The 24,516-nt window shown below is 65.2% G+C and carries 22 protein-coding genes; 15 read left to right on the forward strand and 7 right to left on the reverse strand.

Annotated elements, in window-relative coordinates; all coding sequences use genetic code 11:
• Nucleotides 1-76 precede the first annotated feature (76 nt).
• Nucleotides 77-796: a 16S rRNA (uracil(1498)-N(3))-methyltransferase gene (locus tag LJX93_RS24710; RefSeq protein ID WP_033701905.1), complete on the forward strand. Its 720-nt coding sequence runs from the start codon at nucleotides 77-79 to the stop codon at nucleotides 794-796.
• A gap of 8 nt (nucleotides 797-804) precedes the next feature.
• On the opposite strand, the gene trhA is transcribed toward LJX93_RS24710, so the two are convergent.
• From trhA to LJX93_RS24745, 7 genes are all read right to left on the reverse strand, one after another.
• Nucleotides 805-1,422: a PAQR family membrane homeostasis protein TrhA gene (trhA, locus tag LJX93_RS24715; RefSeq protein WP_033701906.1), complete on the reverse strand. Its 618-nt coding sequence runs from the start codon at nucleotides 1,420-1,422 to the stop codon at nucleotides 805-807.
• Nucleotides 1,423-1,570: 148 nt separating this feature from the next.
• On the reverse strand, nucleotides 1,571-2,044 hold the full coding sequence (locus LJX93_RS24720; protein ID WP_033701907.1) for a chemotaxis protein CheW: 474 nt from the start codon (nucleotides 2,042-2,044) through the stop codon (nucleotides 1,571-1,573).
• Nucleotides 2,037-6,980: an Hpt domain-containing protein gene (locus tag LJX93_RS24725; RefSeq protein WP_033701908.1), complete on the reverse strand. Its 4,944-nt coding sequence runs from the start codon at nucleotides 6,978-6,980 to the stop codon at nucleotides 2,037-2,039. Before LJX93_RS24725 ends, LJX93_RS24720 begins: the two co-directional genes overlap by 8 nt.
• 9 nt (nucleotides 6,981-6,989) lie before the next feature.
• Nucleotides 6,990-9,014 (reverse strand): methyl-accepting chemotaxis protein, encoded by a 2,025-nt coding sequence (locus tag LJX93_RS24730; protein WP_156310511.1) that lies wholly within the window; start codon nucleotides 9,012-9,014, stop codon nucleotides 6,990-6,992.
• Between the two features lie 47 nt (nucleotides 9,015-9,061).
• On the reverse strand, nucleotides 9,062-9,616 hold the full coding sequence (locus LJX93_RS24735) for a chemotaxis protein CheW (protein WP_033701910.1): 555 nt from the start codon (nucleotides 9,614-9,616) through the stop codon (nucleotides 9,062-9,064).
• A complete protein-coding gene (pilH, locus tag LJX93_RS24740) occupies nucleotides 9,613-9,978 on the reverse strand; it encodes a twitching motility response regulator PilH (RefSeq protein ID WP_033701911.1) in 366 nt (121 codons plus the stop codon). The genes LJX93_RS24735 and pilH overlap by 4 nt, the downstream gene beginning before the upstream one ends.
• 46 nt (nucleotides 9,979-10,024) lie before the next feature.
• Nucleotides 10,025-10,426: a response regulator gene (locus LJX93_RS24745; protein WP_033701912.1), complete on the reverse strand. Its 402-nt coding sequence runs from the start codon at nucleotides 10,424-10,426 to the stop codon at nucleotides 10,025-10,027.
• Between the two features lie 241 nt (nucleotides 10,427-10,667).
• Here LJX93_RS24745 and gshB point away from each other — a divergent pair, with 241 nt between their 5' ends.
• The 14 genes from gshB (at nucleotide 10,668) to LJX93_RS24815 (ending at nucleotide 24,507) form a co-directional block, all read left to right on the forward strand.
• The gene (gene gshB / locus LJX93_RS24750) at nucleotides 10,668-11,621 is read left to right on the forward strand and encodes a glutathione synthase (RefSeq protein WP_033701913.1); all 954 of its coding nucleotides are present in this window, start codon (nucleotides 10,668-10,670) and stop codon (nucleotides 11,619-11,621) included.
• A 91-nt stretch (nucleotides 11,622-11,712) separates the two neighbouring features.
• Nucleotides 11,713-12,618 (forward strand): energy transducer TonB, encoded by a 906-nt coding sequence (locus LJX93_RS24755; protein WP_033701914.1) that lies wholly within the window; start codon nucleotides 11,713-11,715, stop codon nucleotides 12,616-12,618.
• An 89-nt stretch (nucleotides 12,619-12,707) separates the two neighbouring features.
• Nucleotides 12,708-13,277, forward strand: a complete 570-nt coding sequence (locus LJX93_RS24760) for a YqgE/AlgH family protein (protein ID WP_033701915.1) — start codon at nucleotides 12,708-12,710, stop codon at nucleotides 13,275-13,277.
• Nucleotides 13,277-13,702 (forward strand): Holliday junction resolvase RuvX, encoded by a 426-nt coding sequence (gene ruvX / locus LJX93_RS24765; protein ID WP_033701916.1) that lies wholly within the window; start codon nucleotides 13,277-13,279, stop codon nucleotides 13,700-13,702. Before LJX93_RS24760 ends, ruvX begins: the two co-directional genes overlap by 1 nt.
• Nucleotides 13,703-13,748: 46 nt before the next feature.
• The gene (pyrR, locus tag LJX93_RS24770) at nucleotides 13,749-14,267 is read left to right on the forward strand and encodes a bifunctional pyr operon transcriptional regulator/uracil phosphoribosyltransferase PyrR (RefSeq protein ID WP_033701917.1); all 519 of its coding nucleotides are present in this window, start codon (nucleotides 13,749-13,751) and stop codon (nucleotides 14,265-14,267) included.
• 12 nt (nucleotides 14,268-14,279) lie between these two features.
• Nucleotides 14,280-15,284: an aspartate carbamoyltransferase catalytic subunit gene (locus LJX93_RS24775; RefSeq protein WP_033701918.1), complete on the forward strand. Its 1,005-nt coding sequence runs from the start codon at nucleotides 14,280-14,282 to the stop codon at nucleotides 15,282-15,284.
• Nucleotides 15,281-16,552 carry a dihydroorotase gene (locus tag LJX93_RS24780; protein WP_162525079.1) on the forward strand — a complete coding sequence of 424 codons (1,272 nt, stop codon included), beginning with the start codon at nucleotides 15,281-15,283 and terminating at the stop codon, nucleotides 16,550-16,552. The genes LJX93_RS24775 and LJX93_RS24780 overlap by 4 nt, the downstream gene beginning before the upstream one ends.
• Nucleotides 16,553-16,726: 174 nt before the next feature.
• Nucleotides 16,727-17,257, forward strand: a complete 531-nt coding sequence (gene hslV, locus LJX93_RS24785) for an ATP-dependent protease subunit HslV (protein WP_003249309.1) — start codon at nucleotides 16,727-16,729, stop codon at nucleotides 17,255-17,257.
• Nucleotides 17,258-17,330: 73 nt separating this feature from the next.
• Complete coding sequence (hslU, locus tag LJX93_RS24790; protein WP_033701920.1) at nucleotides 17,331-18,674, forward strand: ATP-dependent protease ATPase subunit HslU; 1,344 nt, start codon at nucleotides 17,331-17,333, stop codon at nucleotides 18,672-18,674.
• Between the two features lie 139 nt (nucleotides 18,675-18,813).
• Complete coding sequence (locus LJX93_RS24795; protein ID WP_033701921.1) at nucleotides 18,814-19,191, forward strand: gamma-butyrobetaine hydroxylase-like domain-containing protein; 378 nt, start codon at nucleotides 18,814-18,816, stop codon at nucleotides 19,189-19,191.
• A 353-nt stretch (nucleotides 19,192-19,544) separates the two neighbouring features.
• The gene (gene phaC / locus LJX93_RS24800) at nucleotides 19,545-21,224 is read left to right on the forward strand and encodes a class II poly(R)-hydroxyalkanoic acid synthase (protein ID WP_033701922.1); all 1,680 of its coding nucleotides are present in this window, start codon (nucleotides 19,545-19,547) and stop codon (nucleotides 21,222-21,224) included.
• 62 nt (nucleotides 21,225-21,286) lie between these two features.
• Nucleotides 21,287-22,138: a poly(3-hydroxyalkanoate) depolymerase gene (phaZ, locus tag LJX93_RS24805; RefSeq protein ID WP_033701923.1), complete on the forward strand. Its 852-nt coding sequence runs from the start codon at nucleotides 21,287-21,289 to the stop codon at nucleotides 22,136-22,138.
• Between the two features lie 58 nt (nucleotides 22,139-22,196).
• Nucleotides 22,197-23,879 (forward strand): class II poly(R)-hydroxyalkanoic acid synthase, encoded by a 1,683-nt coding sequence (gene phaC / locus LJX93_RS24810; RefSeq protein ID WP_033701924.1) that lies wholly within the window; start codon nucleotides 22,197-22,199, stop codon nucleotides 23,877-23,879.
• A 13-nt stretch (nucleotides 23,880-23,892) separates the two neighbouring features.
• Nucleotides 23,893-24,507 carry a TetR/AcrR family transcriptional regulator gene (locus LJX93_RS24815; protein ID WP_033701926.1) on the forward strand — a complete coding sequence of 205 codons (615 nt, stop codon included), beginning with the start codon at nucleotides 23,893-23,895 and terminating at the stop codon, nucleotides 24,505-24,507.
• Nucleotides 24,508-24,516 lie beyond the last annotated feature (9 nt).

A 24,516-nucleotide genomic window follows, 5' to 3' on the forward strand; every position in this document is an offset into this window, starting at 1 on the left:
GCCGCTGCGCGCCCCTTTCGCGACGCAAGGCCGCTCCTACAAGGGTCGATGACTTCTTCACTTCCTGAGCTTAACCATGAGACTGTCCCGCTTCTTCATCGACGCCCCCCTGAGCCTTGGCGAGCATGACTTGCCCGAGGCCCAGGCCCATTACATCGGCCGCGTGCTGCGCATGGCCCCGGGCGATGCCGTGCAACTGTTCGACGGCAGCGGCCAGGAGTTTCGCGGCCAGTTGCTCGAAGTCGGCAAGAAAACCGTGCGCGTAGCACTGGACCAGACCCTAGCCGGCCAGGCCGAATCGCCGCTGCACATCCACCTCGGCCAGGGCTTGTCCCGTGGCGAACGGATGGATTGGGCGATCCAGAAAGCCACCGAACTGGGCGCCAATGAAATTACCCCGATCGTCAGCGAACGCTGTGAAGTCCGCCTGAAAGACGAACGCGCCGACAAACGCCTGGCCCACTGGCGCCAGGTGGCCATCAGTGCGTGCGAACAGTGCGGCCGGTCGAGCGTGCCGGTGATTCACTCGCCGGTGACACTGGCCGAATGGGTCAAGCACACCGAGGCCGACCTGAAACTGGTGCTGCACCCGGTGGCCGAACCGCTGACCAGCCACGCCACGCCGTCACGCCTGGCCTTCTTGATTGGCCCTGAAGGTGGCCTGAACGACGCCGAAGTCGACCAGGCCAAGGCCGCCGGCTTCCACGCCGCCCGCCTCGGCCCACGCGTGCTGCGCACCGAAACCGCGCCAGTGGTGGCGTTGTCGGTGGCACAGCAGTTGTGGGGCGACTTTTAACCCAGCGCCTAGCGCACGTAGAACGACACGGCAATGAAGTGCATCACACTGCCTGCTATCACGAACAGGTGCCAGATGCCGTGCCAGTGTCGAAAACGGCTGTCGAAGGCAAAGAAGATGATGCCCACCGTGTAGAACACGCCGCCGGCCGCCAGCCAGGCGAAGCCGGCGGTGCCGAGGCTGCGCAGTAGCGGGTCGACCGCCACCAGGACGATCCAGCCCATCACCGCATAGATGATGATGGACAGCACCCGCGCCTCGGAGCGGGGCTTGATCTCCTGCAGCATGCCGATTACCGCCAGCCCCCACACCACCCCGAACAGGCTCCAGCCCCAGGGCCCGCGCAAGCTGACCAGGCAGAATGGCGTATAGCTGCCGGCGATCAGCAGGTAGATCGACAGGTGATCGAGCTTGCGCATGATCACCTTCGCCCGCCCGCGCGTGCTGTGGTAGAGGGTGGAGATGCTGTACAGCAGCAGCAGCGTGCCGCCGTAGATGGAGAAACTGACGATCTTCCAGGGGTCGCCCTGCAGGCCCGCGACGACGATCAGCCAGATGGCACCTATGCAGGCCAGGACGGCACCGACCAGGTGGGTCCAGGCGTTGAAGCGTTCACCGTAATACATGCAAACACAGACCTCCTTTGGCGGGCTGGGTTCCTGAGGTGTTCCGTTCGTCCCTCTTCGCGGGGCAAGCCCGCTCCCTCAGGTTGGACAAAATGCTGTGCCTGTGGGCGCGGGCTTGCCCCGCGAAGAGGCCCGATCAAACGCCCTATTATCCAGGCTCAGGTTGCAATTGCGCGTCACGCACCAAGCGCTCCAGCGCCACCAGGTCCGGCACCCGCGCCACCTGCTCGCCCACCTGCACCGCTGCCAACTCCAGGCTGCCCAGCGCCACGTCCACGTAATTGAGCTGGCTGTCGAGCTTGCACGAACGCGGGATGTCCTGCAGCAGTACCGCCAGGTAACGCAGCCCGGTATCGCCCAGCGCATTGAGCACCACGATACGTGCCCGCTCACCACACGGGGTATCCCCCCCGCACGCCGCCTCGAAACCGATCAGCGGCAACCGTTGCTGGCGCCAGTCTATCCAGCCCAGGTGCCAGGCAGGCTCGCCACGCTGACACAGCAGGTTGCGCTGGGCGATCAGTTCGGCCACGGCAACATTGGGCAAGACCAAAGTCCGGTCGCCCAAGGGCAGCAACAGGCCGGTCAGGCTGCTGCGCTGGCTGGAGATAAGTTCAAGCATGGGCCTGGCTCCAATGGGCGATGCTCTGCAACAACACAGACTCTTGATAAGGCTTGCCCAGGTACTCGTTGACACCGATGGCCATGGCACGGTCGCGGTGCTTCTGCCCTGTGCGTGAGGTAATCATGATGATCGGCAAGCCCTTCAGGCGCTCGTCACGGCGGATGCGCGTGGCCACCTCGAAACCGTCCATGCGCGGCATCTCGATATCCAGCAGCAACACATCGGGGCGATGCTCTTCCAGCTGCGCCATGGCATCGACCCCGTCCTTGGCCGTCAGTACGTTCATGCCATGACGCTCCAGCAGCCGGCTGGTGACCTTGCGTACCGTCACCGAATCGTCCACCACCATCACCAGCAGTGCCCGTCGCGGCGCCGGGCCGAACAGCTGGCGCTGCGCGTCGCCACCACCCGGCAGGCGCGCCAGGCGCCTTTGCTGACCACGCAACTGGCCAAGCAGGTCGAGAATCAGCACCACCCGGCCGTCACCCAGCAAGGTCGCCCCAGACAACCCGGCAACCGCTGCGAATTGTGGGCCGAGGCTCTTCACCACGATCTCGCGGCTAGGCGACAGGCTGTCGGCCTGGATCGCGAACGACTGTTCCTGGGAATGCACCAGCAGCACTGGCAGCGGCACGCTCTGGCCAAGCAGGCTGGGCCGTGGCAACCCTTGCAGCAGCTCACCCAGGTAGCGCAACGCGTAGGTGTGGCCCGCGTAGACGTACTGCGGGGTATCCAGCTGGTAACAGGCCGCCAGCTCCGCCGGCGGCACGCGGACGATGCCCTCGATGGTATTGAGCGGGATCGCGTATTGGTCCTCGCCCAGGTGCACCATCAGCGCACGGTTGATCGACACGGTGAACGGCAGCCGGATCAAAAAGCGCGCGCCCTTGCCCTGGGCCGACTCGATGGTCATCGAGCCGCCCAACTGTTTGACCTCTTCGTGCACCACGTCCATGCCCAGGCCACGCCCGGAGATCTGGGTGATCTTCTCGGCGGTGGAGAAACCGGGGCGCAGAATGAACTGCAACACCTCGTGGTCGCTCAAGTGCGCCTGCGGGTCCAGCAGGCCACGCTTGATCGCCTTGCGCCGCACCGCCTCCAACGGCACGCCGGCGCCGTCGTCGGTCATCTCGATGACAATGTCGGCGCCTTCGTGCAACAGGTTCAGGTGAATCGTGCCGTGCTCCGGCTTACCCGCCGCCAGGCGCGCTTCGCGGCTTTCCAGGCCATGGTCTACAGCGTTGCGCAGCATGTGCTCCAGGGGCGCCACCATGCGTTCGAGCACGCTGCGGTCCAGCTCGCCCTCGGCATTGCCGACCACCAGCTCGACCTGCTTGCCCAGCTCACTGGCAACCTGGCGCACCACGCGCTGCAAGCGCGGCACCAAGCGTTCGAACGGCACCATCAGGGTGGCGGTCAGGCCTTCTTGCAACTGGCTGTTCACCCGCGCCTGCTGCTGCAACAGGCTATAGGCCTCCTGTGCCCGCTGGGCCAGGGTTTCCTTCAGGTCGAGCAGGTCGGACGCCGACTCGAACAAGGCCCGTGACAGCTGCTGCAACTGCGAGTGGCGGTCCATTTCCAGCGGGTCGAAGTCGTCGTAGGCGTCGCCCTCGAACGCCTGCCGGCTGGAGATTCGCCCCTGGGTCTCGACGTCCAGGCGCAGCAGCTGGTCGCGCATGCGCTCCAGGGTGGTTTCCATTTCGTTGAGGGTGAATTGGGCATCGTTGACCTGCTGCTCGATGCGGCCACGGATGACCGAATGCTCACCGGCCAGGTTGCCCAGGTCGTCGAGCAGTTCGGCATCGACCTTGACCATGTCACCCGCCACCCGCTCCGGTGCCGCCACGGGCGCCTCGAGGGCCGTAGCCTCCTGCGGCCCCTGGCCCGCGGCGCTGTCGGTCAGGGCCGCGCTGCTGAAGTTGCGGATGTAGTCGATCAGCGCCGTGGCCGCGTGCAGCGGCTGCCCCAGGCGCACGGCATCGAGCATGTGCGCCAGGCGGTCATGGCAATTCTGCAACAGGGCAAACAGGGGCGGGCTCGGCGGCAGGCGGCCGGCGGCGAGCAGTTCGTACAGAAATTCCAGTTCGTGGGCCAGGTCGCCGATGGCGGCGATCTCGACCATGCGCGCGCCCCCTTTGAGGGTGTGCAGGTCGCGCAGCAGGTTTTCCACCTCGACGCTGTTGCGCGGGTCAGCCTGCCAGCGCGCCAAGGCCGCCGCAGCGCTCTCGACGATGTCCGAGCTTTCTTCCAGAAAGACGTCCAGCAGCTCCTTGTCGCCTGGGCTGTCAGGCTCCTCGGCCGACACGTCGCCTGCAGCCGGCAGCAACGCAGGGCGCGACAGCCCCAAGCCAAGCTCCATGTCGGGGTGCAGCGGCGTGACCGAATCGATACCTACCAGGCCGGTGGCGTCCGGGGCCAGGGCCTGCGCCAACAGGCTGCGCAAGCTGTCGACCAGTGCTGGCCGGGACGAAATTTCTTGCCCTGCGGCCACTTCGTCGAGCATGTCGAGCAGGGCTTCGTGGCCCGATTGCGCGTGGGCGAAAAAGCGCGGGTCGGCGGCCAGGCTGCCCTCCTCCACGGCGCCATAGACATCGAGCAGGGCCTCGCAGACGTCGTCCATCTGCCACAGGTCGGCCAGGTGCGCCGCATGGCCAAGGCTGGTCAGCTCATCGAGCAGGGTATCCAGGGGCCCGCGTTGGCCCGGCTGCTCCTGCCAACGCGACAGCAACGACTCGGCGTCGAGCAGAATGTCCATGGCCTGGGCCAGGAAGCTGGCGGTCTGCTGCGGGTCGCGCTTGCTGCGCCGCGCATGCTGGGCATCTTCATGCAGGCTGGCCAGGCGCACATCCACCGCCTGGCCGACCTGTTCGATCAAATCGCCAGCGCCGGGGATGGCCGCCAGCGGCGTGCTGTCCAGTTGTGCCAGCCCCAAGTGGAACAGTGAACGCCCCGCTTCCAGCCATTCGAGCTCGGCCACTTGCAGGGGCAACTGGTGGCCCTTGTACTCGCGCGCCAGGCGGTCGAACGCGGTGGCCAGCTCGGCGACCGGCATCACCCCGGCCATCGCAGCACTGCCCTTGAGCGTATGCAGGGCACGCTGCAGGCTGTCGCTGACCGGCGTGTCCTGGCCTTCGGCGCCCTGCAAAAATGCCTCAAGGCTGTCCAGGTGGCCGTGCGCCTCGTTGCGGAAGATATCCAGCAATTGTGGGTCGAGGCCATCGATGTCGGCGGCGGGTGGCGCATCGTTTTCGGCCAGCGCGTGCAGATGCCCGGCCAGTTGCTCGATTTCGGTCAGTTGCGGCAACTGCCCGGCAGCAAAGTCGGACAACAGGTCCGGCAGGTGCACGAACGCCTGCTGCAAGGCCACCACCCCTTCCGGGGTAAGCACGATACGGCCTTCGAGCATGCGGTTGAGCAAGTGCTCCGCGCCCCAGGCCAGTTCCGCCACCGCCTCGGCATGCACCATTCGGCCGCTGCCCTTGAGCGTATGCAGCGCGCGGCGCACCTCCAGCAAGGCATCGCGCTGCTGGTTGTCGGCTCGCCAGCGCAACCAGTGGCGTTCGATTTCCGGCAGCAGCTCACCCGCTTCTTCCAGGAACACTTCGCGCAGCTCGTCATCGATGCCGTCGCCGTTGTCGTCCAGGCCGAGGCCCGTTTCGCTGACCAGGCACGTCACGCCCAGCGCCGCCAGGCTGACACGCGCCATGTCGATGAAGGGCTGGCCATCGGCCAGCGGGTCGGCCACCCGCCATTGCAGATAGCACTCGGCAGCGCTCAGGGCGTCGGCCAGGTGTGCCAGCTCATCGGCCGGTGGTTCGACGTCCAGGTGCTGCAACCAGCGCTGCACGTAGCTCGCGCACCCGGCAAAGACCTCGGCTGGCCCGGGCAGCATCAGCATCGCCAACGCCCCGCGCACCTGCTGCAGCAACCCCGGCAGCGGCTGCAGGCGTTGCCGCGGCCAATCGGATTCCAGGCAATCACCGATCAAGTCCTTGGCCTGCTGCAAGACCGCCAGCGACTCGCTCAGCACCAACTGGCGGATCTCGGCCAGGTCCGAGCCCGGCATGCCGCCCTGGCCGCTTTCTTCCAGCGGGCCGACCATGCCATTGAGCGTCGCCTCCACATACAACAGGGCACCCGCCACATCCATCAATACCGCGTCATCCACCGAGCCCTCGCCCGGTGCCAGGGCCTGCAGCGCCAGCACCTGGTCGATGATCACCCGCCGCGGCTGCTGGAAGCCCAGTACCGCCAGGGTGTCGGCGACATGGCGCAAGGGGGCGAGCAAGGCTTGCGATTGTTCACTGTGCGGCAGGCCGCCACGCACGAACTGGTCCAGGCGCTCCTTGATACGCATCAGGTCGTCGCACAGCGCGCTCACCACCGAGCGCAAGGCATCGCGACCGGGCCCGGCCTGCATCTGCTCCCGCCAGTTGCCCAGCGACAGGTCGAGGTTGGCCAAATCGTCGGAACCGGCAAAGCGCTGCGCCGTGCCGCTGATCAGGCTGGCCTGGGCCAGGGGCTCCACGCCACGGCAGGCGCGCAGTTGGTTGAGCAACGGCAGCATCACCAACGGCAGGTCGTGGCGGGCGCCGCGCAGCCGCTCCAGGTACGACGGCAGTTGCTCCAGGCCTCGGAACAATGCCCCCAGGCAGTCACCCCGAGGGCTGACTTGGCCCTCGGCCAAGGCCCGGGCGAACAGCTCCAGCTCTTCGGCCAGGCGCGTCGCGCCGCGCAGTTCGAGCATGCGCAGGCAACCGTGCACCTGGTGCAGGTTGTCGACCACGAACGCCAGCATGGACAAGTCGCCCGGCTCGCCGGCAAAGCGCTCCAGGGCCTGTCGCGCCTGGCCCAGGCAGTCGAGGATGGCGGCCTTGGTCCAGGCCAGCGCTACCGTTTCGTGGCGCTCGGGGCTTACAGCAGCAGAAGCCATGGGCATTCCTCAGCGCGGCTCGGCGGGTGCCGGCAGGGTAAAACCAGAGACCGACCGGCGCATTTCGCTGGCCATGCGTGCCAGGTGGCGGATGCTGTCGGCCGTGGCGCCAGACCCTGCCGATGTCTGTGCGGTGATCTGCTGGATGACCGCCATGGTGTGGGAAATCTGCCCGGCAGAGGACGTCTGCAACTGGGCCGCGTCGGAAATACTGTGGATCAGTTCGGCCAGGGTCTGTGACACCCCTTCGATTTCCGCCAGCGCCACCCCGGCATCCTGGGCCAGGCGCGCGCCGCGTACCACTTCGGCGGTGGTCTGCTCCATGGAGATCACCGCCTCGTTGGTATCGGCCTGAATGGTCCGTACCAGCGCTTCGATCTGTCGCGTGGCCGACGACGACCGTTCGGCCAGCCGCTGCACCTCGTCGGCAACCACCGCAAACCCGCGCCCGGCTTCACCGGCCAGCGACGCCTGGATCGCCGCGTTGAGGGCGAGGATATTGGTCTGGTCGGCAATGTCGTCGATCAGGCTGACGATGTCGCCGATCTCCTGGGAAGATTCCCCCAGGCGCTTGATCCGTTTGGCGGTGTCCTGGATCTGCTCGCGAATGTTGTCCATACCGTTGATGGTGTTGTGCACCACCTCGTTGCCCTTGTTGGCAATCGCCACCGAGCGCTCGGCCACCTTGGCCGACTCGTACGCATGCGCCGAAACCCGGTCGATCGACTCGACCATGTCGCCCACCGCCTCGGACGCCTCGCTGATCTGCTCGGCCTGGTGTTCGGACGCCTTGGCCAGCTGGCGGGCGGTGTTCTGCGTGTCCTGCACGGCAGCGGCCACCTGTACGGCGCTGTGGTTGATGGTGGCGACCAGGTCGCGTAGCTGGTCGACCGAATAGTTGATCGAGTCGGCGATGGCGCCAGTGAAGTCCTCGGTAACCGACACGGTCACGGTCAGGTCGCCATCGGCCAGCTCTTCGATTTCGTCGAGCAGGCGCATGATCGCCTGCTGGTTGCGTTCGTTCTTTTCCGCCGTCTCGCGCAACTGCCGGTTGGTGGTGCGCACCATGACCAGGCCGATCAGGATGATCGAGGCCAGCGCCAACAGGCCCAGGGCGTAGCCACCGACGGTATCGAGGGTGCGCCCGCCGGCCAGGTTCTCGAAGCTGTTGGCCAAGTGCGAGGCCTCATCGAGCAGGGTCTGCGACAGGCTGAAGATGTTGCCCGCCGCTTCGCGCACGCGGAACAGCTCAGGCGATGTTTCGAGGATTTCGTCAACCGAGCCTGCGACGAACTGGAACAGCTCGGCGATTTCGGCCAGCCGCGCCCGCGCATCGGCGTCCTCGACGCGGGTCACCTGGATGGCCGGGTTGCCGCCGAGCATGCCCTCGAGCACCTGGCCAAAGCGCCCGGCATCGCGGCCGAAGGCGTCGGCGGCCTGGGCCGCGGTGTCATCACCGGCCAGCACGGTATTGACCGAGCCGAGGATGCGTTCGGCCAGCAGCAACTGACGCTGGGCCACCACCACCTGGTTGGCCGGGGCGCCGCTCTGCAGCAGGATCTCGACCACTTTTTCGTATTCGACCTGCAATTGCGGCACGGTCTCGGCAAGGGTCGCGGCCACCTGGTGCAGGGACAACACCGTCTGCTCACTGGCCAGAATGGTATCGGTGTTCTTGCGCAGGTTCTCCCAGTCCTGGCGCACCGCCTCCATCTCATCGCGCACCGTGACTGGCGCCGCCGGCAGGCCGGTGGACTTGTCGCCTTCACGCAGGTAGCTCCAGCGCCGTTCGAAATCGTTGCGTGCATCCGACAGCAGCTTGAACGCCAAGGCCTTGCCGGCCGCCGCCTCGGTGGCGTTCTTGGCAATGCGCTGGGACAACACGCGAAGCTCGCCGGCATGGCCGATGTACTGCTTGTCGTAGTTGGACTGGGTGCTCAGGTAGGCAAAATTGGCGAACAGCAGGATGATCGACAGGATCAGGATCAGAAACAGCACGGTGATCTGCGCGATGCTGCGCGTGCGCGGAGCCATGGGCGTTGCGGTAGCACGGGTGGCGGGGTTGTTCACGTTCGCAGGTCCTATAACGCCACATCGAGAAAGCCCGGCGCCTGGGCCAGGGCGAAGGGGCTGAAGATCGCCCAGTTGCGTTCACGCGGGAAGTGCCCCTGCACGAAGCGGGCAGCCGCGCGGATCAATGGCTGCGGCGGTGACAGTTCCAGGCTGCTCAGGGCAAAGTGCTGCAGGCCCAGCACCTCGTCCACCAGCAGGCCGACGAACAAGTCTTCGTGGTCGAGCACCAGCACCCGCCGCTGCTTGCCGGGCGCCGCCGGGCCGAGCCCGAAGAAACTGCTCAGGTCCATGACCGGCAACAACCGCCCGCGCAGGTTGGCCACCCCGCAGACCCAGGGTTGCACCCCCGGCACACGGCTGCTGCGCGGCTCGCGCAGCACTTCGGCGACTTCGCCCATGGGCGCGACGAACCATTGCCCGGCGATGCGAAAGCCGATCCCGCTCCACTGCTGCAGGCGGGTGTCCTGCGGGGGTTGGTCCGCCACCAGCAGGCGGCAGCGCCGGTCGATGTCCAGCAACAACTCGAAGGCGGTCAGCGACGCGCCCTGCGGGCGGGTGGTCAACCCCCCAGCACTGCGTTGAGCTTGGCGATCAGCGCGTCCTCTTCGACCGGTTTGGTCAAAAAGTCGCGAGCGCCCTGGCGGGTGGCCCAGATGCGGTCGGTTTCCTGGTCCTTGGTGGTGACCACGATCACCGGGATGGCACTGGTTTCCAAGTCTTTGCTCAACTGGCGGGTGGCCTGGAAGCCGTTCATGCCGGGCATGACGATGTCCATCAGCACCGCGTCGGGCTTTTCCTGACGCGCCAGGGCCACGCCGTCGGCACCGTTGTTGGCCTTGAGCACCTCGTAACCGTGCTTTTCCAGCCATTCGGTCAATCTGTACATCTCTGTCGGCGAGTCGTCGACAATCAGAACTCGGGCCATGCTGTTTCCCCATCAGGAAAGAAAGACCGCGCCATGGCGGACGCGGTCAGGGTGCGTGTTGTTGGTGTTCGGCAAAACCGGGCACATGGGCCCTGATCGCATCGAGCAGTTCTTCCTTGCTGAACGGCTTGGTGAGGAACTGGTCGGACCCCACCACCCGCCCGCGGGCCTTGTCGAACAGGCCGTCGCGCGACGACAGGAGAATCACCGGTATGTCCTTGAAGGCACTGTTGTGCTTGATCACGGCGCAGGTCTGGTAACCGTCCAGGCGCGGCATCAGCACATCGACGAAGATGATCTGTGGCTGGTGGTCGACGATCTTGGACAGGGCATCGAAGCCATCGCTGGCGGTAATCACCTCGCAACCCGCTTCGCCGAGCAACATCTGCGCGGTACGGCGGATCGTGCGTGAGTCGTCGATCACCATCACCTTCAGGGGTTGTTCCATAGACGCCTACCAATAGGAATGAAGCTGCAAGTTGCAAGCGGCAAGCTACAAGAACAGCGGCTCGGCGCATGGATGCTGTTTTCTTGAGGCTCGTAGCTTAAGGCTTGCAGCTGCATTTTTAGCATACTCCGGGTGGCCATTCCATCTGCTGCGCCCCTTGACCATCGGCGCTCCCGGCGCCACCCTGAGCCACTTTTCTTTCGATCCATCGCGGCTGCACGCCGCCAAAGAGGAACCACCCATGAGCGTTCGCCTCGGCATTGTCATGGACCCCATCGCGTCCATCTCCTACAAGAAGGACAGTTCGCTGGCCATGCTGCTGGCCGCCCAGGCACGCGGCTGGAGCCTGTTCTACATGGAACAGCGCGACCTGTACCAGGGCGAAGGCAAAGCGCGTGCGCGGATGCGCCCACTGAAGGTATTCGCCGACCCGGCTCGCTGGTACGAACTGGGCGAGGAGCAGGACAGCACCCTGGCCGAGCTGGACGTGATCCTGATGCGCAAGGACCCACCGTTCGACATGGAGTTCGTCTACAGCACCTACCTGCTGGAGCAGGCCGAGGCCGACGGCGTGCTGGTGGTCAACCGCCCGCAAAGCCTGCGCGACTGCAACGAAAAGCTGTTCGCTACGCTGTTCCCGCAGTGCACGCCACCGACTCTGGTCAGCCGCCGCCCGGACATCATTCGTGAGTTCGCCGCCCAGCATGGCGATGTAATCCTCAAGCCGCTGGACGGCATGGGCGGCACCTCGATCTTCCGCCACCGGGTCGGCGACCCCAACCTGTCGGTGATCCTCGAAACCCTGACCGCGCTGGGCGCGCAGCAGATCATGGCGCAGGCCTACCTGCCGGCGATCAAGGACGGCGACAAGCGCATCCTGATGATCGACGGCGAGCCGGTGCCCTACTGCCTGGCGCGCATCCCGGCCAGCGGCGAAACCCGTGGCAACCTGGCCGCCGGTGGCCGTGGCGAAGCGCGCCCGCTGAGCGAGCGTGACCGCTGGATCGCAGCCCAGGTCGGCCCGACCTTGCGCGAGAAAGGCCTGCTGTTCGTCGGCCTGGACGTGATTGGCGACTACCTCACCGAAATCAACGTCACCAGCCCGACCTGCATCCGCGAGATCGACAACGCCTTCGGCACCGATATCGGCGGGCAATTGATGGACGCCATTGATCGCCAGCTGAAGGCGCGCTGACCGGCAACGCGCGGCATAAACCCAGAGTGGGGTATGATGCGGGTCCCTTTTACCTGACCCGCTGCCCCGCCCTGCGGTTGCTGGATACCTGATGACGCTGCCCGCTGACATCCCCTCCGACCTGCTGCCACCCCGCGTTCGCCCGGTGGACCGGCTTGGCTTTACCTTGTTTCTGGCTGCCCTGGTGCACCTGGCGCTGATCCTTGGGGTCGGCTTCAGCGTGGTCAAACCTGCCGAAATCCGCCACACCATGGACATCACCCTGGCCACCTTCAAAAGCGAGAAAGCGCCCGAGAAGGCTGACTACCAGGCCCAGGACAACCAGCAAGGCAGCGGTACCCTGGAGAAGAAGGCGGTGCCCAAGACCACCGAGGTCGCCCCCTTCCAGGACAGCAAGATCAACAAGGTCACGCCGCCGCCTGCAGCCAGGCCCGAAGTGGTGCCGCCGCCCACGCCCGAGAAGTCGGCGGTGGTGACCCAGGCCGCCAAGCCTCATAAAGTCGAGCCCAAGCCCAAGGAAAGCAAGGCGCAGCCCAAGCCGGCAACGCCGACGCCCGATTTCGACAGCTCGCAGCTATCCAGCCAGATCGCCAGCCTTGAAGCGGAGCTGTCCAACGAACAGCAGTTGTACGCCAAGCGCCCGCGCATCCATCGCCTCAATGCGGCCTCGACCATGCGCGACAAGGGCGCCTGGTACAAGGAAGAGTGGCGCAAGAAGGTTGAGCGGGTGGGCAACCTGAATTACCCCGACGAAGCGCGGCGCCAGCAAATCTACGGCAACCTGCGCATGATGGTGTCGATCAACCGCGATGGCTCGCTCTACGAGGTGCTGGTGCTGGAGTCGTCCGGGCAAGCGGTGCTGGACCAGGCCGCGCAACGCATCGTCAGGCTGGCGGCGCCGTTTGCGCCCTTTACCGGCGACCTGGCCGAATATGACCGGCTGGAGATCATTCGTACCTGGCGGTTTGCCCGTGGGGACCGGTTGTCCAGTAATTGATTTACGCCTGTGCCGGCCCTTGCGCGGAGCAAGCACAGGCGACACAAACCACCTTGTCAGCCTCGCCACCTGGCGCCACACTATCCCCCATGAAAACCCTCGCCCCGAGCTACCTCAAGCATCAGTTCCTGATCGCCATGCCACACATGGCCGATCCGAACTTTGCCCAGACCCTCACGTACATCGTCGAGCACAACGCCAATGGCGCCATGGGCCTGGTGGTCAACCGACCGCAGGAGCTCAACCTGGGCGACATCCTCGAGCAGTTGCGCCCGGACGACGAACCGCCGGCCAGCACCTTGCACGTGCCGATCTACCAAGGTGGCCCGGTGCAGACCGATCGCGGTTTCGTGCTGCACTCCAGCGAGTGCACCTACCAGGCCACCGTCGAGCTGCAGGGCCTGTCGTTGTCCACCTCACAGGATGTGCTGTTTGCCATCGCCGAAGGCGTCGGGCCGCAAAACAGCCTGATCACCCTGGGCTACGCCGGCTGGGAAGCAGGCCAACTGGAAGCGGAGCTGGCCGACAATGCCTGGCTCAACTGCCCGTTCGACGCCGACATCATCTTCGGCCTTGCCAGCGACCAGCGCCTGAACGCCGCGGCCGCCAGCCTTGGCATCAACCTCAGCCTGCTGACCAGCCAGGCGGGCCACGCCTGATGGCCGAACTACGCCTGCTGCTGGGCTTTGACTACGGCACCAAACAGATCGGCGTGGCCGTTGGCCAGGTCATCACGGGCCAAGCCCGCGAGCTGTGCACCCTGAAGGCGCAAAACGGTGTGCCGGACTGGGCCCAGGTGGAAAAACTGGTCGCCGAATGGAAACCCGACGCCATCGTCGTCGGCCTGCCGTTGAACATGGACGGCACGCCGAGTGAAATGAGCGCGCGCGCCGAGAAGTTCGCCCGGCGCCTGAACGGCCGCTTCAACCTGCCCGTGCACACCCACGACGAACGCCTGACTACCTTCGAGGCCAAGGGCGAACGCCTGAGCCGAGGCGGCCAGCGCGGCAGCTACCGCGACAACCCGGTCGACGCCATTGCCGCCGCCCTGCTGCTGCAAGGCTGGCTGGAGGCCAACACCTGATCATCTTTGCCGCCGGGCCAAGCCGGCGGCCCCCGAGGAGCACGCAATGAGCCTACCCAATCCCGCCGATCTGATCCGGCAGATGGCTGTCGACCTTCGCGCCCACCTGGCCCGCCGTGCTATCACCGAGCCGCGCTTCATCGGCATCCGCACGGGCGGCGTCTGGGTCGCCCAGGCGCTGCAGGAAGAAATGGGCGATACCAGCCCCATGGGCACCCTGGATGTGTCGTTCTACCGTGATGACTTCAGCCAGAACGGCCTGCACCCGCAGGTGCGCCCGTCCGACCTGCCATTCGAAATCGAAGGCCAGCACCTGGTGCTGATCGACGACGTGCTGATGAGCGGCCGCACCATTCGCGCCGCGCTCAACGAACTGTTCGATTACGGCCGTCCGGCCAGCGTCACCCTGGTCTGCCTGCTCGACCTTGACGCCGGTGAACTGCCGATTCGTCCCAATGTGCTCGGTGCCACCCTGTCGCTGGCGGCCCATGAACGGGTAAAATTGACCGGACCCGCACCGCTCGCCCTCGAGCGACAGGACCTCGCCTCCGCTTCCGCCCTTTAAGAGTCCCCCGCGATGACGCCAATCGACGCCAAGCGCCCGCTGCAGCTCAATGATCAGGGCCAGCTGCGCCACTTTCTCTCGCTCGACGGTTTGCCCCGCGAACTGCTGACCGAGATCCTCGACACCGCCGACTCCTTCCTGGAAGTCGGTGCCCGGGCCGTGAAAAAAGTCCCGTTGCTGCGCGGCAAGACCGTGTGCAACGTGTTCTTCGAAAACTCGACCCGCACCCGTACCACCTTCGAACTGGCCGCGCAGCGCCTGTCGGCCGACGTGATCAGCCTCAACGTGTCGACCTCCTCGACCAGCAAGGGCGAAACCCTGTTCGACACCCTGCGCAACCTGGAAGCGATGGCCGCCGACATGTTCGTCGTGCGCCATTCCGACTCGGGCGCCGCGCACTTCATCGCCGAACACGTGTGCCCTGACGTTGCCGTGATCAACGGCGGCGATGGCCGCCATGCGCACCCGACCCAGGGCATGCTCGACATGCTGGCCATCCGCCGGCACAAGGGCAGCTTCGAGAACCTCTCCGTGGCCATCGTCGGCGACATCCTGCATTCGCGCGTGGCCCGCTCCGACATGCTCGCGCTCAAGGCGCTGGGCTGCCCGGACATCCGCGTGATCGGCCCGAAAACCCTGATCCCGATCGGCATCGAGCAATACGGCGTGAAGGTGTACACCGACCTCGCCGAAGGCCTCAAAGACGTCGATGTGGTGATCATGCTGCGCCTGCAGCGTGAGCGCATGGCCGGCGGCCTGCTGCCCAGCGAGGGCGAGTTCTACCGCCTGTTCGGCCTGACCACCGCGCGCCTGGCCGGCGCCAAGCCCGATGCCATCGTCATGCACCCTGGCCCGATCAACCGCGGCGTGGAGATCGAATCGGCGGTGGCCGACGGCAAGCACTCGGTGATCCTCAACCAAGTGACGTACGGCATCGCCGTGCGCATGGCCGTGCTGTCCATGGCCATGAGCGGGCAAAACACGCAACGCCAACTCGACCAGGAGAACGCCCTGTGAGCATCAGCATTCTTGGCGCCCGGGTCATCGACCCCAACAGCGGCCTGGACCAGGTCACCGACCTGCACCTGGATGGCGGCCGCATTGCCGCGATCGGCGCGGCACCGGCCGGTTTCAGCGCCAGCCGCACGATCCAGGCCGAGGGCCTGATCGCAGCACCTGGCCTGGTCGACCTCGACGTGGCCCTGCGCGAGCCGGGCTACAGCCGCAAGGGCAGCATCGCCAGCGAAACCCGCGCCGCCGTGGCCGGTGGCGTGACCAGCCTGTGCTGCCCACCGCAGACCAAACCGGTACTGGACACCTCGGCCGTGGCCGAGCTGATCCTCGACCGCGCCCGCGAAGCCGGCAACAGCAAGGTCTACCCGATCGGCGCCCTGACCAAGGGCCTGGAAGGCGAACAGCTGGCCGAGCTGGTGGCCCTGCGCGACACCGGTTGCGTGGCCTTCGGCAATGGCCTCAAGGAAATCCCCAACAACCGCACCCTGGCCCGTGCCCTGGAGTACGCCGCCACGTTCGACCTGACCGTGGTGTTCCACTCCCAGGACCGTGACCTGTCCCAGGGCGGCCTGGCCCATGAGGGCGCAATGGCCAGCTTCCTCGGCCTGCCCGGCATCCCCGAGACTGCCGAGACCGTGGCCCTGGCACGCAACCTGCTGCTGGTCGAACAGTCCGGCGTGCGCGCGCACTTCACCCAGATCACCAGTGCCCGCGGCGCGCGGCTGATCGCCCAGGCGCAGGAGCTGGGCCTGCCGGTTACCGCCGACGTGGCGCTGTATCAGCTGATTCTCACCGACCAGTCGCTGCGCGAGTTCTCCAGCCTGTACCACGTGCAGCCACCGCTGCGCACCGCCGCCGACCGTGACGGCCTGCGCGCGGCGGTCAAGTCGGGCGTGATCCAGGCGATTTCCAGCCATCACCAGCCCCATGAGCGCGATGCCAAGCTGGCCCCGTTCGGCGCCACGGAGCCGGGTATCAGCAGCGTCGAAGTGCTGCTGCCACTGGCCATGACCCTGGTCGAGGACGGCCTGCTCGACCTGCCGACCTTGCTCGCGCGCCTGAGCAGCGGCCCGGCTGCCGCCATGCGCCTGCCGGCAGGTGAGCTGAAGGTCGGTGGCGCAGCGGATTTGGTGCTGTTCGACCCGAAAGCCTCGACGGTCGCCGGCGAGCAATGGCTCTCGCGTGGCGAGAACTGCCCGTTCATCGGCCACTGCCTGCCAGGGGCGGTGCGTTATACCTTGGTCGATGGGCACGTCTGCCACGAAGCCTGACCACCAGCTGTAAGCCTCAAGCTGCAAGCCACAAGAAAAAGCAGGCATGGCGCCGACGCGCTTTTTCTTGCAGCTTGCAGCTTGCAGCTGGTCGCTAATGGTTGAAATCCTTCCCCCCACCCCCATATGAGTCTGCATCAGGCACTTTCGCCCCGCTGCGTGGAGACTCTCCCCTTGACCACCATCGTTTCTGTCCGCCGTAACGGCAAAGTCGTCATGGGCGGCGACGGCCAGGTTTCCCTCGGCAACACCGTGATGAAAGGCAACGCCAAAAAGGTCCGTCGCCTGTACCACGGCCAGGTCATTGCCGGGTTCGCCGGCGCCACCGCCGATGCGTTCACCCTGTTCGAGCGTTTTGAAGGGCAACTGGAAAAACACCAGGGCCACCTGGTCCGTGCCGCCGTCGAGCTGGCCAAGGAATGGCGTACCGACCGCTCCCTGAGCCGTCTGGAGGCCATGCTGGCCGTGGCCAACAAGGACGCCTCGCTGATCATCACCGGCAACGGCGATGTGGTCGAACCCGAAGACGGCCTGATCGCCATGGGTTCCGGTGGCGCCTACGCCCAGGCAGCAGCCCGTGCCCTGCTGAACAAGACCGACCTCTCGGCCCGCGAAATCGCCGAGACTGCCCTGAACATCGCTGGTGACATCTGCGTGTTCACCAACCATAACCTGACCATCGAGGAGCAGGACCTGGCCGACTGATCAGTTGTTTTGGCGTCCCGCCCGCGGCGGGACTTTTCCACACTGATTGCTCTGCTCGAGGACCATTTTCATCATGTCCATGACCCCCCGCGAAATCGTTCACGAACTGAACCGCCACATCATCGGCCAGGACGACGCCAAGCGCGCCGTGGCCATCGCCCTGCGCAACCGCTGGCGGCGCATGCAGCTGCCGGCCGAGCTGCGTGCCGAGGTGACGCCGAAGAACATCCTGATGATCGGCCCCACCGGTGTCGGCAAGACCGAAATCGCCCGCCGCCTGGCCAAGCTGGCCAACGCGCCGTTCATCAAGGTCGAAGCGACCAAGTTCACCGAAGTCGGCTATGTAGGCCGTGACGTCGAATCGATCATCCGCGACCTTGCCGATGCCGCGCTGAAGATGCTCCGCGAGCAGGAGATCATCCGCGTGCGCCACCGCGCCGAAGATGCCGCCGAAGACCGCATCCTCGACGCGCTGCTGCCGCAGGCGCGGGTCACCAATTTCAGCGAGGAAGCCGCGCAGACCAGCAGCGATTCAAACACTCGCCAACTGTTCCGCAAGCGCCTGCGCGAAGGCCAGCTGGACGACAAGGAAATCGAGATCGAAGTGGCGGATGCCGTGGGCGTCGAGATTGCCGCGCCGCCTGGCATGGAAGAGATGACCAACCAGTTGCAGAACCTGTTCGCCAACATGGGCAAGGGCAAGCGCAAGGCGCGCAAGCTCAAGGTCAAGGAAGCGCTGAAGATGGTCCGCGAGGAAGAAGCGGGCCGCCTGGTCAACGAAGAAGAGCTCAAGGCCAAGGCCCTGGAAGCGGTTGAACAGCACGGTATCGTGTTCATCGACGAAATCGACAAAGTGGCCAAGCGCGGCAACGTCGGCGGCGCCGATGTGTCCCGCGAGGGCGTTCAGCGCGACCTGCTGCCGCTGATCGAAGGCTGCACCGTCAACACCAAACTGGGCATGGTCAAGACCGACCATATCCTGTTCATCGCTTCGGGTGCGTTCCACCTGAGCAAACCGAGCGACCTGGTGCCTGAGCTGCAGGGCCGTTTGCCGATCCGTGTCGAACTCAAGGCTCTGACCCCGGAAGACTTCGAGCGCATCCTGCAAGAACCGCACGCTTCGCTGACCGAGCAGTACCAGGCGTTGCTCAAGACCGAAGGGCTGAACATCGAGTTCCTTACCGACGGTATCAAGCGCCTGGCCGAAATTGCCTACCAGGTCAACGAGAAGACCGAGAACATCGGTGCCCGCCGCCTGCACACCCTGCTCGAGCGCCTGCTCGAAGAGGTGTCGTTCAGTGCCGGTGACCTGGCCAGCACGCACGACGAAGCGCCGATCCAGATCGATGCCGGGTATGTGAACAGCCACCTGGGTGAGCTGGCGCAGAACGAAGACCTGTCGCGCTACATCCTGTAAGCGGCAAGCCTTGAGCTGCAAGCGACAAGCTGTTCAGTGTCGCTTGCAGCACCGCGAGACATGATTTTTCCGCGATGGCTTGAATATCACTTCTTGTAGCTTGAAGCTTGTAGCTTATCGCTCAGAAGAGATTCAGCCCATGGCCCGCCTGCCCACCGCCATCAACCTGCACAAAGCCTCCAAGACCTTGAGCCTGACCTACGGCCCAGACGAGGTCTACCACCTGCCCGCCGAATTCCTGCGCGTGCACTCGCCTTCCGCCGAGGTCCAGGGCCACGGCAACCCCATCCTGCAAGTCGGCAAGATCAACGTCGGCCTCGCCGGCCTCGAACCCGCCGGCCAATATGCACTGAAACTGACCTTCGACGACGGCCATGACAGCGGCCTGTTCACCTGGGAGTACCTGGAACAGCTGTGCCTGCGCCAGGCGCAACTGTGGGCCGAGTACCTCGACGCGTTGCATCAGGCCGGAAAGTCCCGCGATCCGGCCGAATCCGTTGTGAAACTCATGCTCTAGCTCAAGCCGCCTGCGGTTTAGAGCGCATTTTCTAATCTCATCTGCTTGAATGCCCTACAGACAGCTCAGTGACGAGCTGTCTTGCGCATTACATGAAAGTCGGGTAACCAATGGAGCTGGCAAGGTCCCTGCATTGTCTTCAAGGCAACCAGGACCAGGCCGGTATGTAGAGGTCGCGAGCGAAAGCAGGCTGTCTTCACACGCAGAACTCCCCGCAGCTCATCACCCCATGCAACCGGCCCGCAGCACCGCTGTTCCTTATCACTGGTCACCCGAGTAGCAGTACCGGGCTCTGGACTGTGCACCCCGCCACAGGCAACCGGTACTCGTCTCTGGACAACGGAGCGTCGTAGATGAGTAACAAGAACAACGATGAGTTGCAGCGGCAGGCCTCGGAGAACACCCTGGGGCTGAACCCGGTCATCGGCATCCGCCGCAAGGACCTGCTGAGTTCGGCACGCACCGTGCTGCGCCAGGCCGTGCGCCAACCGCTGCACAGCGCCAAGCACGTGGCGCACTTCGGCCTGGAGCTGAAGAACGTGCTGCTGGGCAAGTCCAGCCTGACGCCCGAAAGCGACGACCGTCGCTTCAACGACCCCGCCTGGAGCAACAACCCCCTTTACCGCCGCTACCTGCAAACCTACCTGGCCTGGCGCAAAGAACTGCACGAATGGATCGGCAGCAGCGACCTGTCGCCCCAGGACATCAGCCGTGGCCAGTTCGTCATCAACCTGATGACCGAAGCCATGGCGCCGACCAACACCTTGTCCAACCCGGCGGCGGTCAAACGCTTCTTCGAAACCGGTGGCAAGAGCCTGCTCGATGGCCTGTCCAACATGGCCAAGGACATGGTCAACAACGGTGGCATGCCCAGTCAGGTCAACATGGACGCCTTCGAGGTGGGCAAGAACCTGGGCACCAGTGACGGCGCCGTGGTGTACCGCAACGACGTGCTCGAGCTGATCCAGTACAGCCCCATCACCGAACAGGTGCATGCGCGGCCGCTGCTGGTGGTGCCGCCACAGATCAACAAGTTCTATGTATTCGACCTGAGCCCGGAAAAGAGCCTGGCGCGCTTCTGCCTGCGCGCCCAGCAGCAGACCTTCATCATCAGCTGGCGCAACCCGACCAAGGCCCAGCGTGAATGGGGCCTTTCGACCTACATCGATGCGCTCAAGGAAGCGGTCGACGCGGTGCTGGCGATTACCGGCAGCAAAGACCTGAACATGCTCGGCGCCTGCTCCGGCGGCATCACCTGCACCGCGCTGGTGGGCCATTACGCCGCCCTTGGCGAGAAGAAGGTCAATGCCCTGACCCTGCTGGTGAGCGTGCTGGACACCACAATGGACACCCAAGTCGCGCTGTTTGTCGACGAGCAGACCCTCGAAGCCGCCAAGCGCCACTCCTACCAGGCCGGCGTGCTGGAAGGCAGCGAGATGGCCAAGGTGTTCGCCTGGATGCGCCCCAATGACCTGATTTGGAACTACTGGGTCAACAACTACCTGCTGGGCAACGAGCCACCGGTGTTCGACATCCTGTTCTGGAACAACGACACCACGCGCCTGCCGGCCGCCTTCCATGGCGACCTGATCGAGATGTTCAAAAGTAACCCGCTGACCCGCCCCGGTGCACTGGAAGTGTGCGGCACCCCGATCGACCTGAAGCAGGTCACGTGCGACATCTACAGCCTTGCTGGCACCAACGACCACATCACCCCGTGGCCATCCTGCTACCGCTCGGCGCACCTGTTTGGCGGCAAGATCGAGTTCGTGTTGTCCAACAGCGGCCATATCCAGAGCATCCTCAACCCGCCGGGCAACCCCAAGGCACGCTTCATGACCGGCGCCGATCGCCCGGGCGACGCGGCGGCCTGGCAGGAGAACGCCACCAAGCATGCCGACTCGTGGTGGCTGCACTGGCAGAGCTGGCTGGGCGAGCGTGCCGGCGAGCTGAAAAAAGCGCCGACCCGCCTCGGCAACCGCGCCTATGCCGCAGGCGAGGCATCACCGGGCACCTACGTTCACGAACGTTGAGTTGCAGCGCCGTGGCCACCTGCGGGTGACCACGGTGTTTACTTCACCACAGAGCCACGCGCATGCCGCAACCCTATATCTTCAGGACCGTCGAACTGGACCAGCAGTCCATCCGCACTGCCGTGCGCCCTGGCAAGCCGCATTTGACGCCGCTGCTGATCTTCAACGGCATCGGCGCCAACCTGGAGCTGGTGTTCCCGTTCATCGAAGCACTGGACCCGGACCTGGAAGTCATCGCCTTCGACGTACCGGGCGTGGGCGGCTCGTCCACGCCGCGCCAGCCCTACCGCTTTCCGGGGCTGGCCAAGCTGACGGCACGCATGCTCGACTACCTCGATTATGGCCAGGTCAATGTGATTGGCGTGTCCTGGGGCGGCGCGCTGGCCCAGCAATTCGCCCACGACTACCCCGAGCGCTGCAAGAAGCTGGTGCTGGCAGCCACGGCTGCGGGCGCGGTAATGGTGCCGGGCAAGCCCAAGGTGCTGTGGATGATGGCCAGCCCCCGGCGCTACATCCAGCCCTCCCATGTGATCCGCATCGCCCCGCTGATCTACGGCGGCGGCTTTCGCCGCGACCCGGACCTGGCCATGCACCACGCATCCAAGGTGCGTTCCGGCGGCAAGCTGGGCTACTACTGGCAACTGTTCGCAGGGCTAGGCTGGACCAGCATTCACTGGCTGCACAAGATCCAACAGCCCACGCTGGTGCTGGCAGGCGATGACGACCCGTTGATCCCGCTGATCAACATGCGCCTGCTGGCCTGGCGGATTCCCAATGCCCAGCTACACATTATCGACGACGGCCATCTGTTTCTGATCACCCGGGCCGAGGCCGTCGCCCCGATCATCATGAAGTTCCTTCAGCAAGAGCGTCAGCGCGCAGTCATGCACCCTCGCCCGGCTTCGGGCGTGTAGGCGCGGGTTTGCCTGCGATGGGCATCAGGCGCAAGGGTCAAGACCAGGGAGTGTTGCCATGAAAGACAAACCGGCCAAAGGAACGCCAACGCTTCCCGCCACCAGCATGAACGTGCAGAACGCCATGCTCGGCCTGCGCGGCCGCGATTTGATATCCACCCTGCGCAGCGTCGGCCGCCACGGGCTGCGTAACCCGCTGCACACCGCCCGCCACCTGCTGGCCCTGAGCGGCCAACTCGGCCGGGTGATGCTCGGCGACACGCCCTACCAGCCAAACCCGCGCGACACGCGCTTCAGCGACCCGACATGGAGCCAGAACCCGCTGTACCGGCGTGGCCTGCAAGCCTACCTGGCCTGGCAGAAGCAGACCCGCCTGTGGATCGAGGAAAGCCACCTGGACGCCGATGACCGGGCCCGTGCGCAGTTCCTGTTCACCCTGATCAACGACGCCCTGGCGCCCAGCAACTCGCTGCTCAACCCGCTGGCGGTGAAGGAGCTGCTCAATACCGGCGGCCAGAGCCTGCTGCGTGGCGCCGCGCACCTACTCGACGATCTGCGCCACAACGACGGCCTGCCTCGCCAGGTCGACGAGCGCGCCTTCGAGGTGGGCGGCAATGTGGCGGCAACCCCAGGCGCCGTGGTGTTTCGCAACGAGTTGCTGGAGCTGATCCAGTACCAGCCGATGAGTGAAAAGCAGCACACCCGCCCCCTGCTGGTGGTGCCGCCGCAAATCAACAAGTTCTACATCTTCGACCTGAGCGCGACCAACAGTTTCGTCCAGTACATGCTCAAGAATGGCCTGCAGGTGTTCATGGTCAGCTGGCGCAACCCCGATCCACGGCACCGCGAGTGGGGCCTGTCCAGCTACGTTCAGGCCCTGGAAGAAGCGCTCAATGCCTGCCGCAGCATCAGCGGCAACCGCGACCCCAACCTGATGGGCGCCTGCGCCGGCGGCCTGACCATGGCGGCGCTGCAAGGCCACCTGCAAGCCAAGCACCAGCTGCGCCGGGTACGCAGCGCCACGTACCTGGTCAGCCTGCTCGACAGCAAGTTCGAAAGCCCTGCCAGCCTGTTCGCCGACGAGCAGACCCTCGAGGCGGCCAAGCGCCGCTCCTACCAGCGCGGCGTGCTGGACGGCGCCGAGGTGGCGCGCATCTTCGCCTGGATGCGGCCCAACGACCTGATCTGGAACTACTGGGTCAACAACTACCTGCTCGGCAAGACCCCGCCAGCCTTCGACATTCTCTACTGGAACGCCGACAGCACGCGCCTGCCCGCCGCACTGCATGGCGACCTGCTCGACTTCTTCAAGCTCAACCCACTGACCCACCCGGCGGGCCTGGAAGTCTGCGGCACGCCCATCGACCTCAAACAGGTCGACCTCGACAGCTTCACCGTGGCCGGCAGCAACGACCACATCACCCCCTGGGACGCCGTGTATCGCTCGGCCCTGTTGCTGGGCGGCGAACGGCGCTTTGTACTGGCCAACAGCGGGCATATCCAGAGCATCATCAACCCACCCGGCAACCCCAAGGCCTATTACCTGGCCAACCCCAAGCTGTCGAGCGACCCGCGCGCGTGGTTCCACGACGCCCAACGTAGCGAGGGCAGTTGGTGGCCCTTGTGGCTGGAGTGGGTCACACCCCGTTCCGGCCCACTGAAGGCGCCACGCACCGAGCTTGGTAATGCAACCTATCCGCCGCTGGGCCCTGCGCCAGGCACCTATGTCCTGACCCGATGAGCACACCGCCTGGATGAAAACTCGCGACCGTATCCTTGAATGCGCCCTGCAGCTGTTCAACCAGCAGGGCGAACCGAACGTCTCGACCCTGGAGATCGCCAACGAGCTGGGCATCAGCCCTGGCAACCTGTACTACCACTTCCATGGCAAGGAGCCTGTGGTGCTGGGCCTGTTCGAGCGCTTCGAAGAGGCGCTGATGCCTCTGCTCGACCCGCCCCTGGAGGTGCGCCTGGATGCCGAGGACTACTGGCTGTTTCTGCACCTGATCGTCGAACGCATGGCCCAGTACCGTTTCCTGTTCCAGGACTTGTCGAACCTGACCGGGCGCCTGCCCAAGCTGGCCCGTGGCATGCGCAGCCTGATCAACGCGCTCAAGCGCACCCTTGCCGCGTTGCTCGCCAGCCTCAAGGGCCAGGGGCAGGTGGTAAGCGAGACCCAGGCACTGGGGCAACTGGTGGAGCAGATCACCCTGACGCTGATGTTCTCGCTGGATTACCAGCGCGTGCTGGGGCGCGAGGGGGATGTGGGGATTGTCGTGTATCAGGTGATGATGCTGGTGGCACCGCACCTGCAGCCCCCGGCAAGGGCGGCGGCGGAGCAGTTGGCGGTGAGGTACCTGGAGGGGTAAAGCTGTTCA

The organism is Pseudomonas sp. HN2-3 (assembly GCF_020691745.1).
Taxonomy (GTDB): Bacteria; Pseudomonadota; Gammaproteobacteria; order Pseudomonadales; family Pseudomonadaceae; genus Aquipseudomonas; species Aquipseudomonas capeferrum.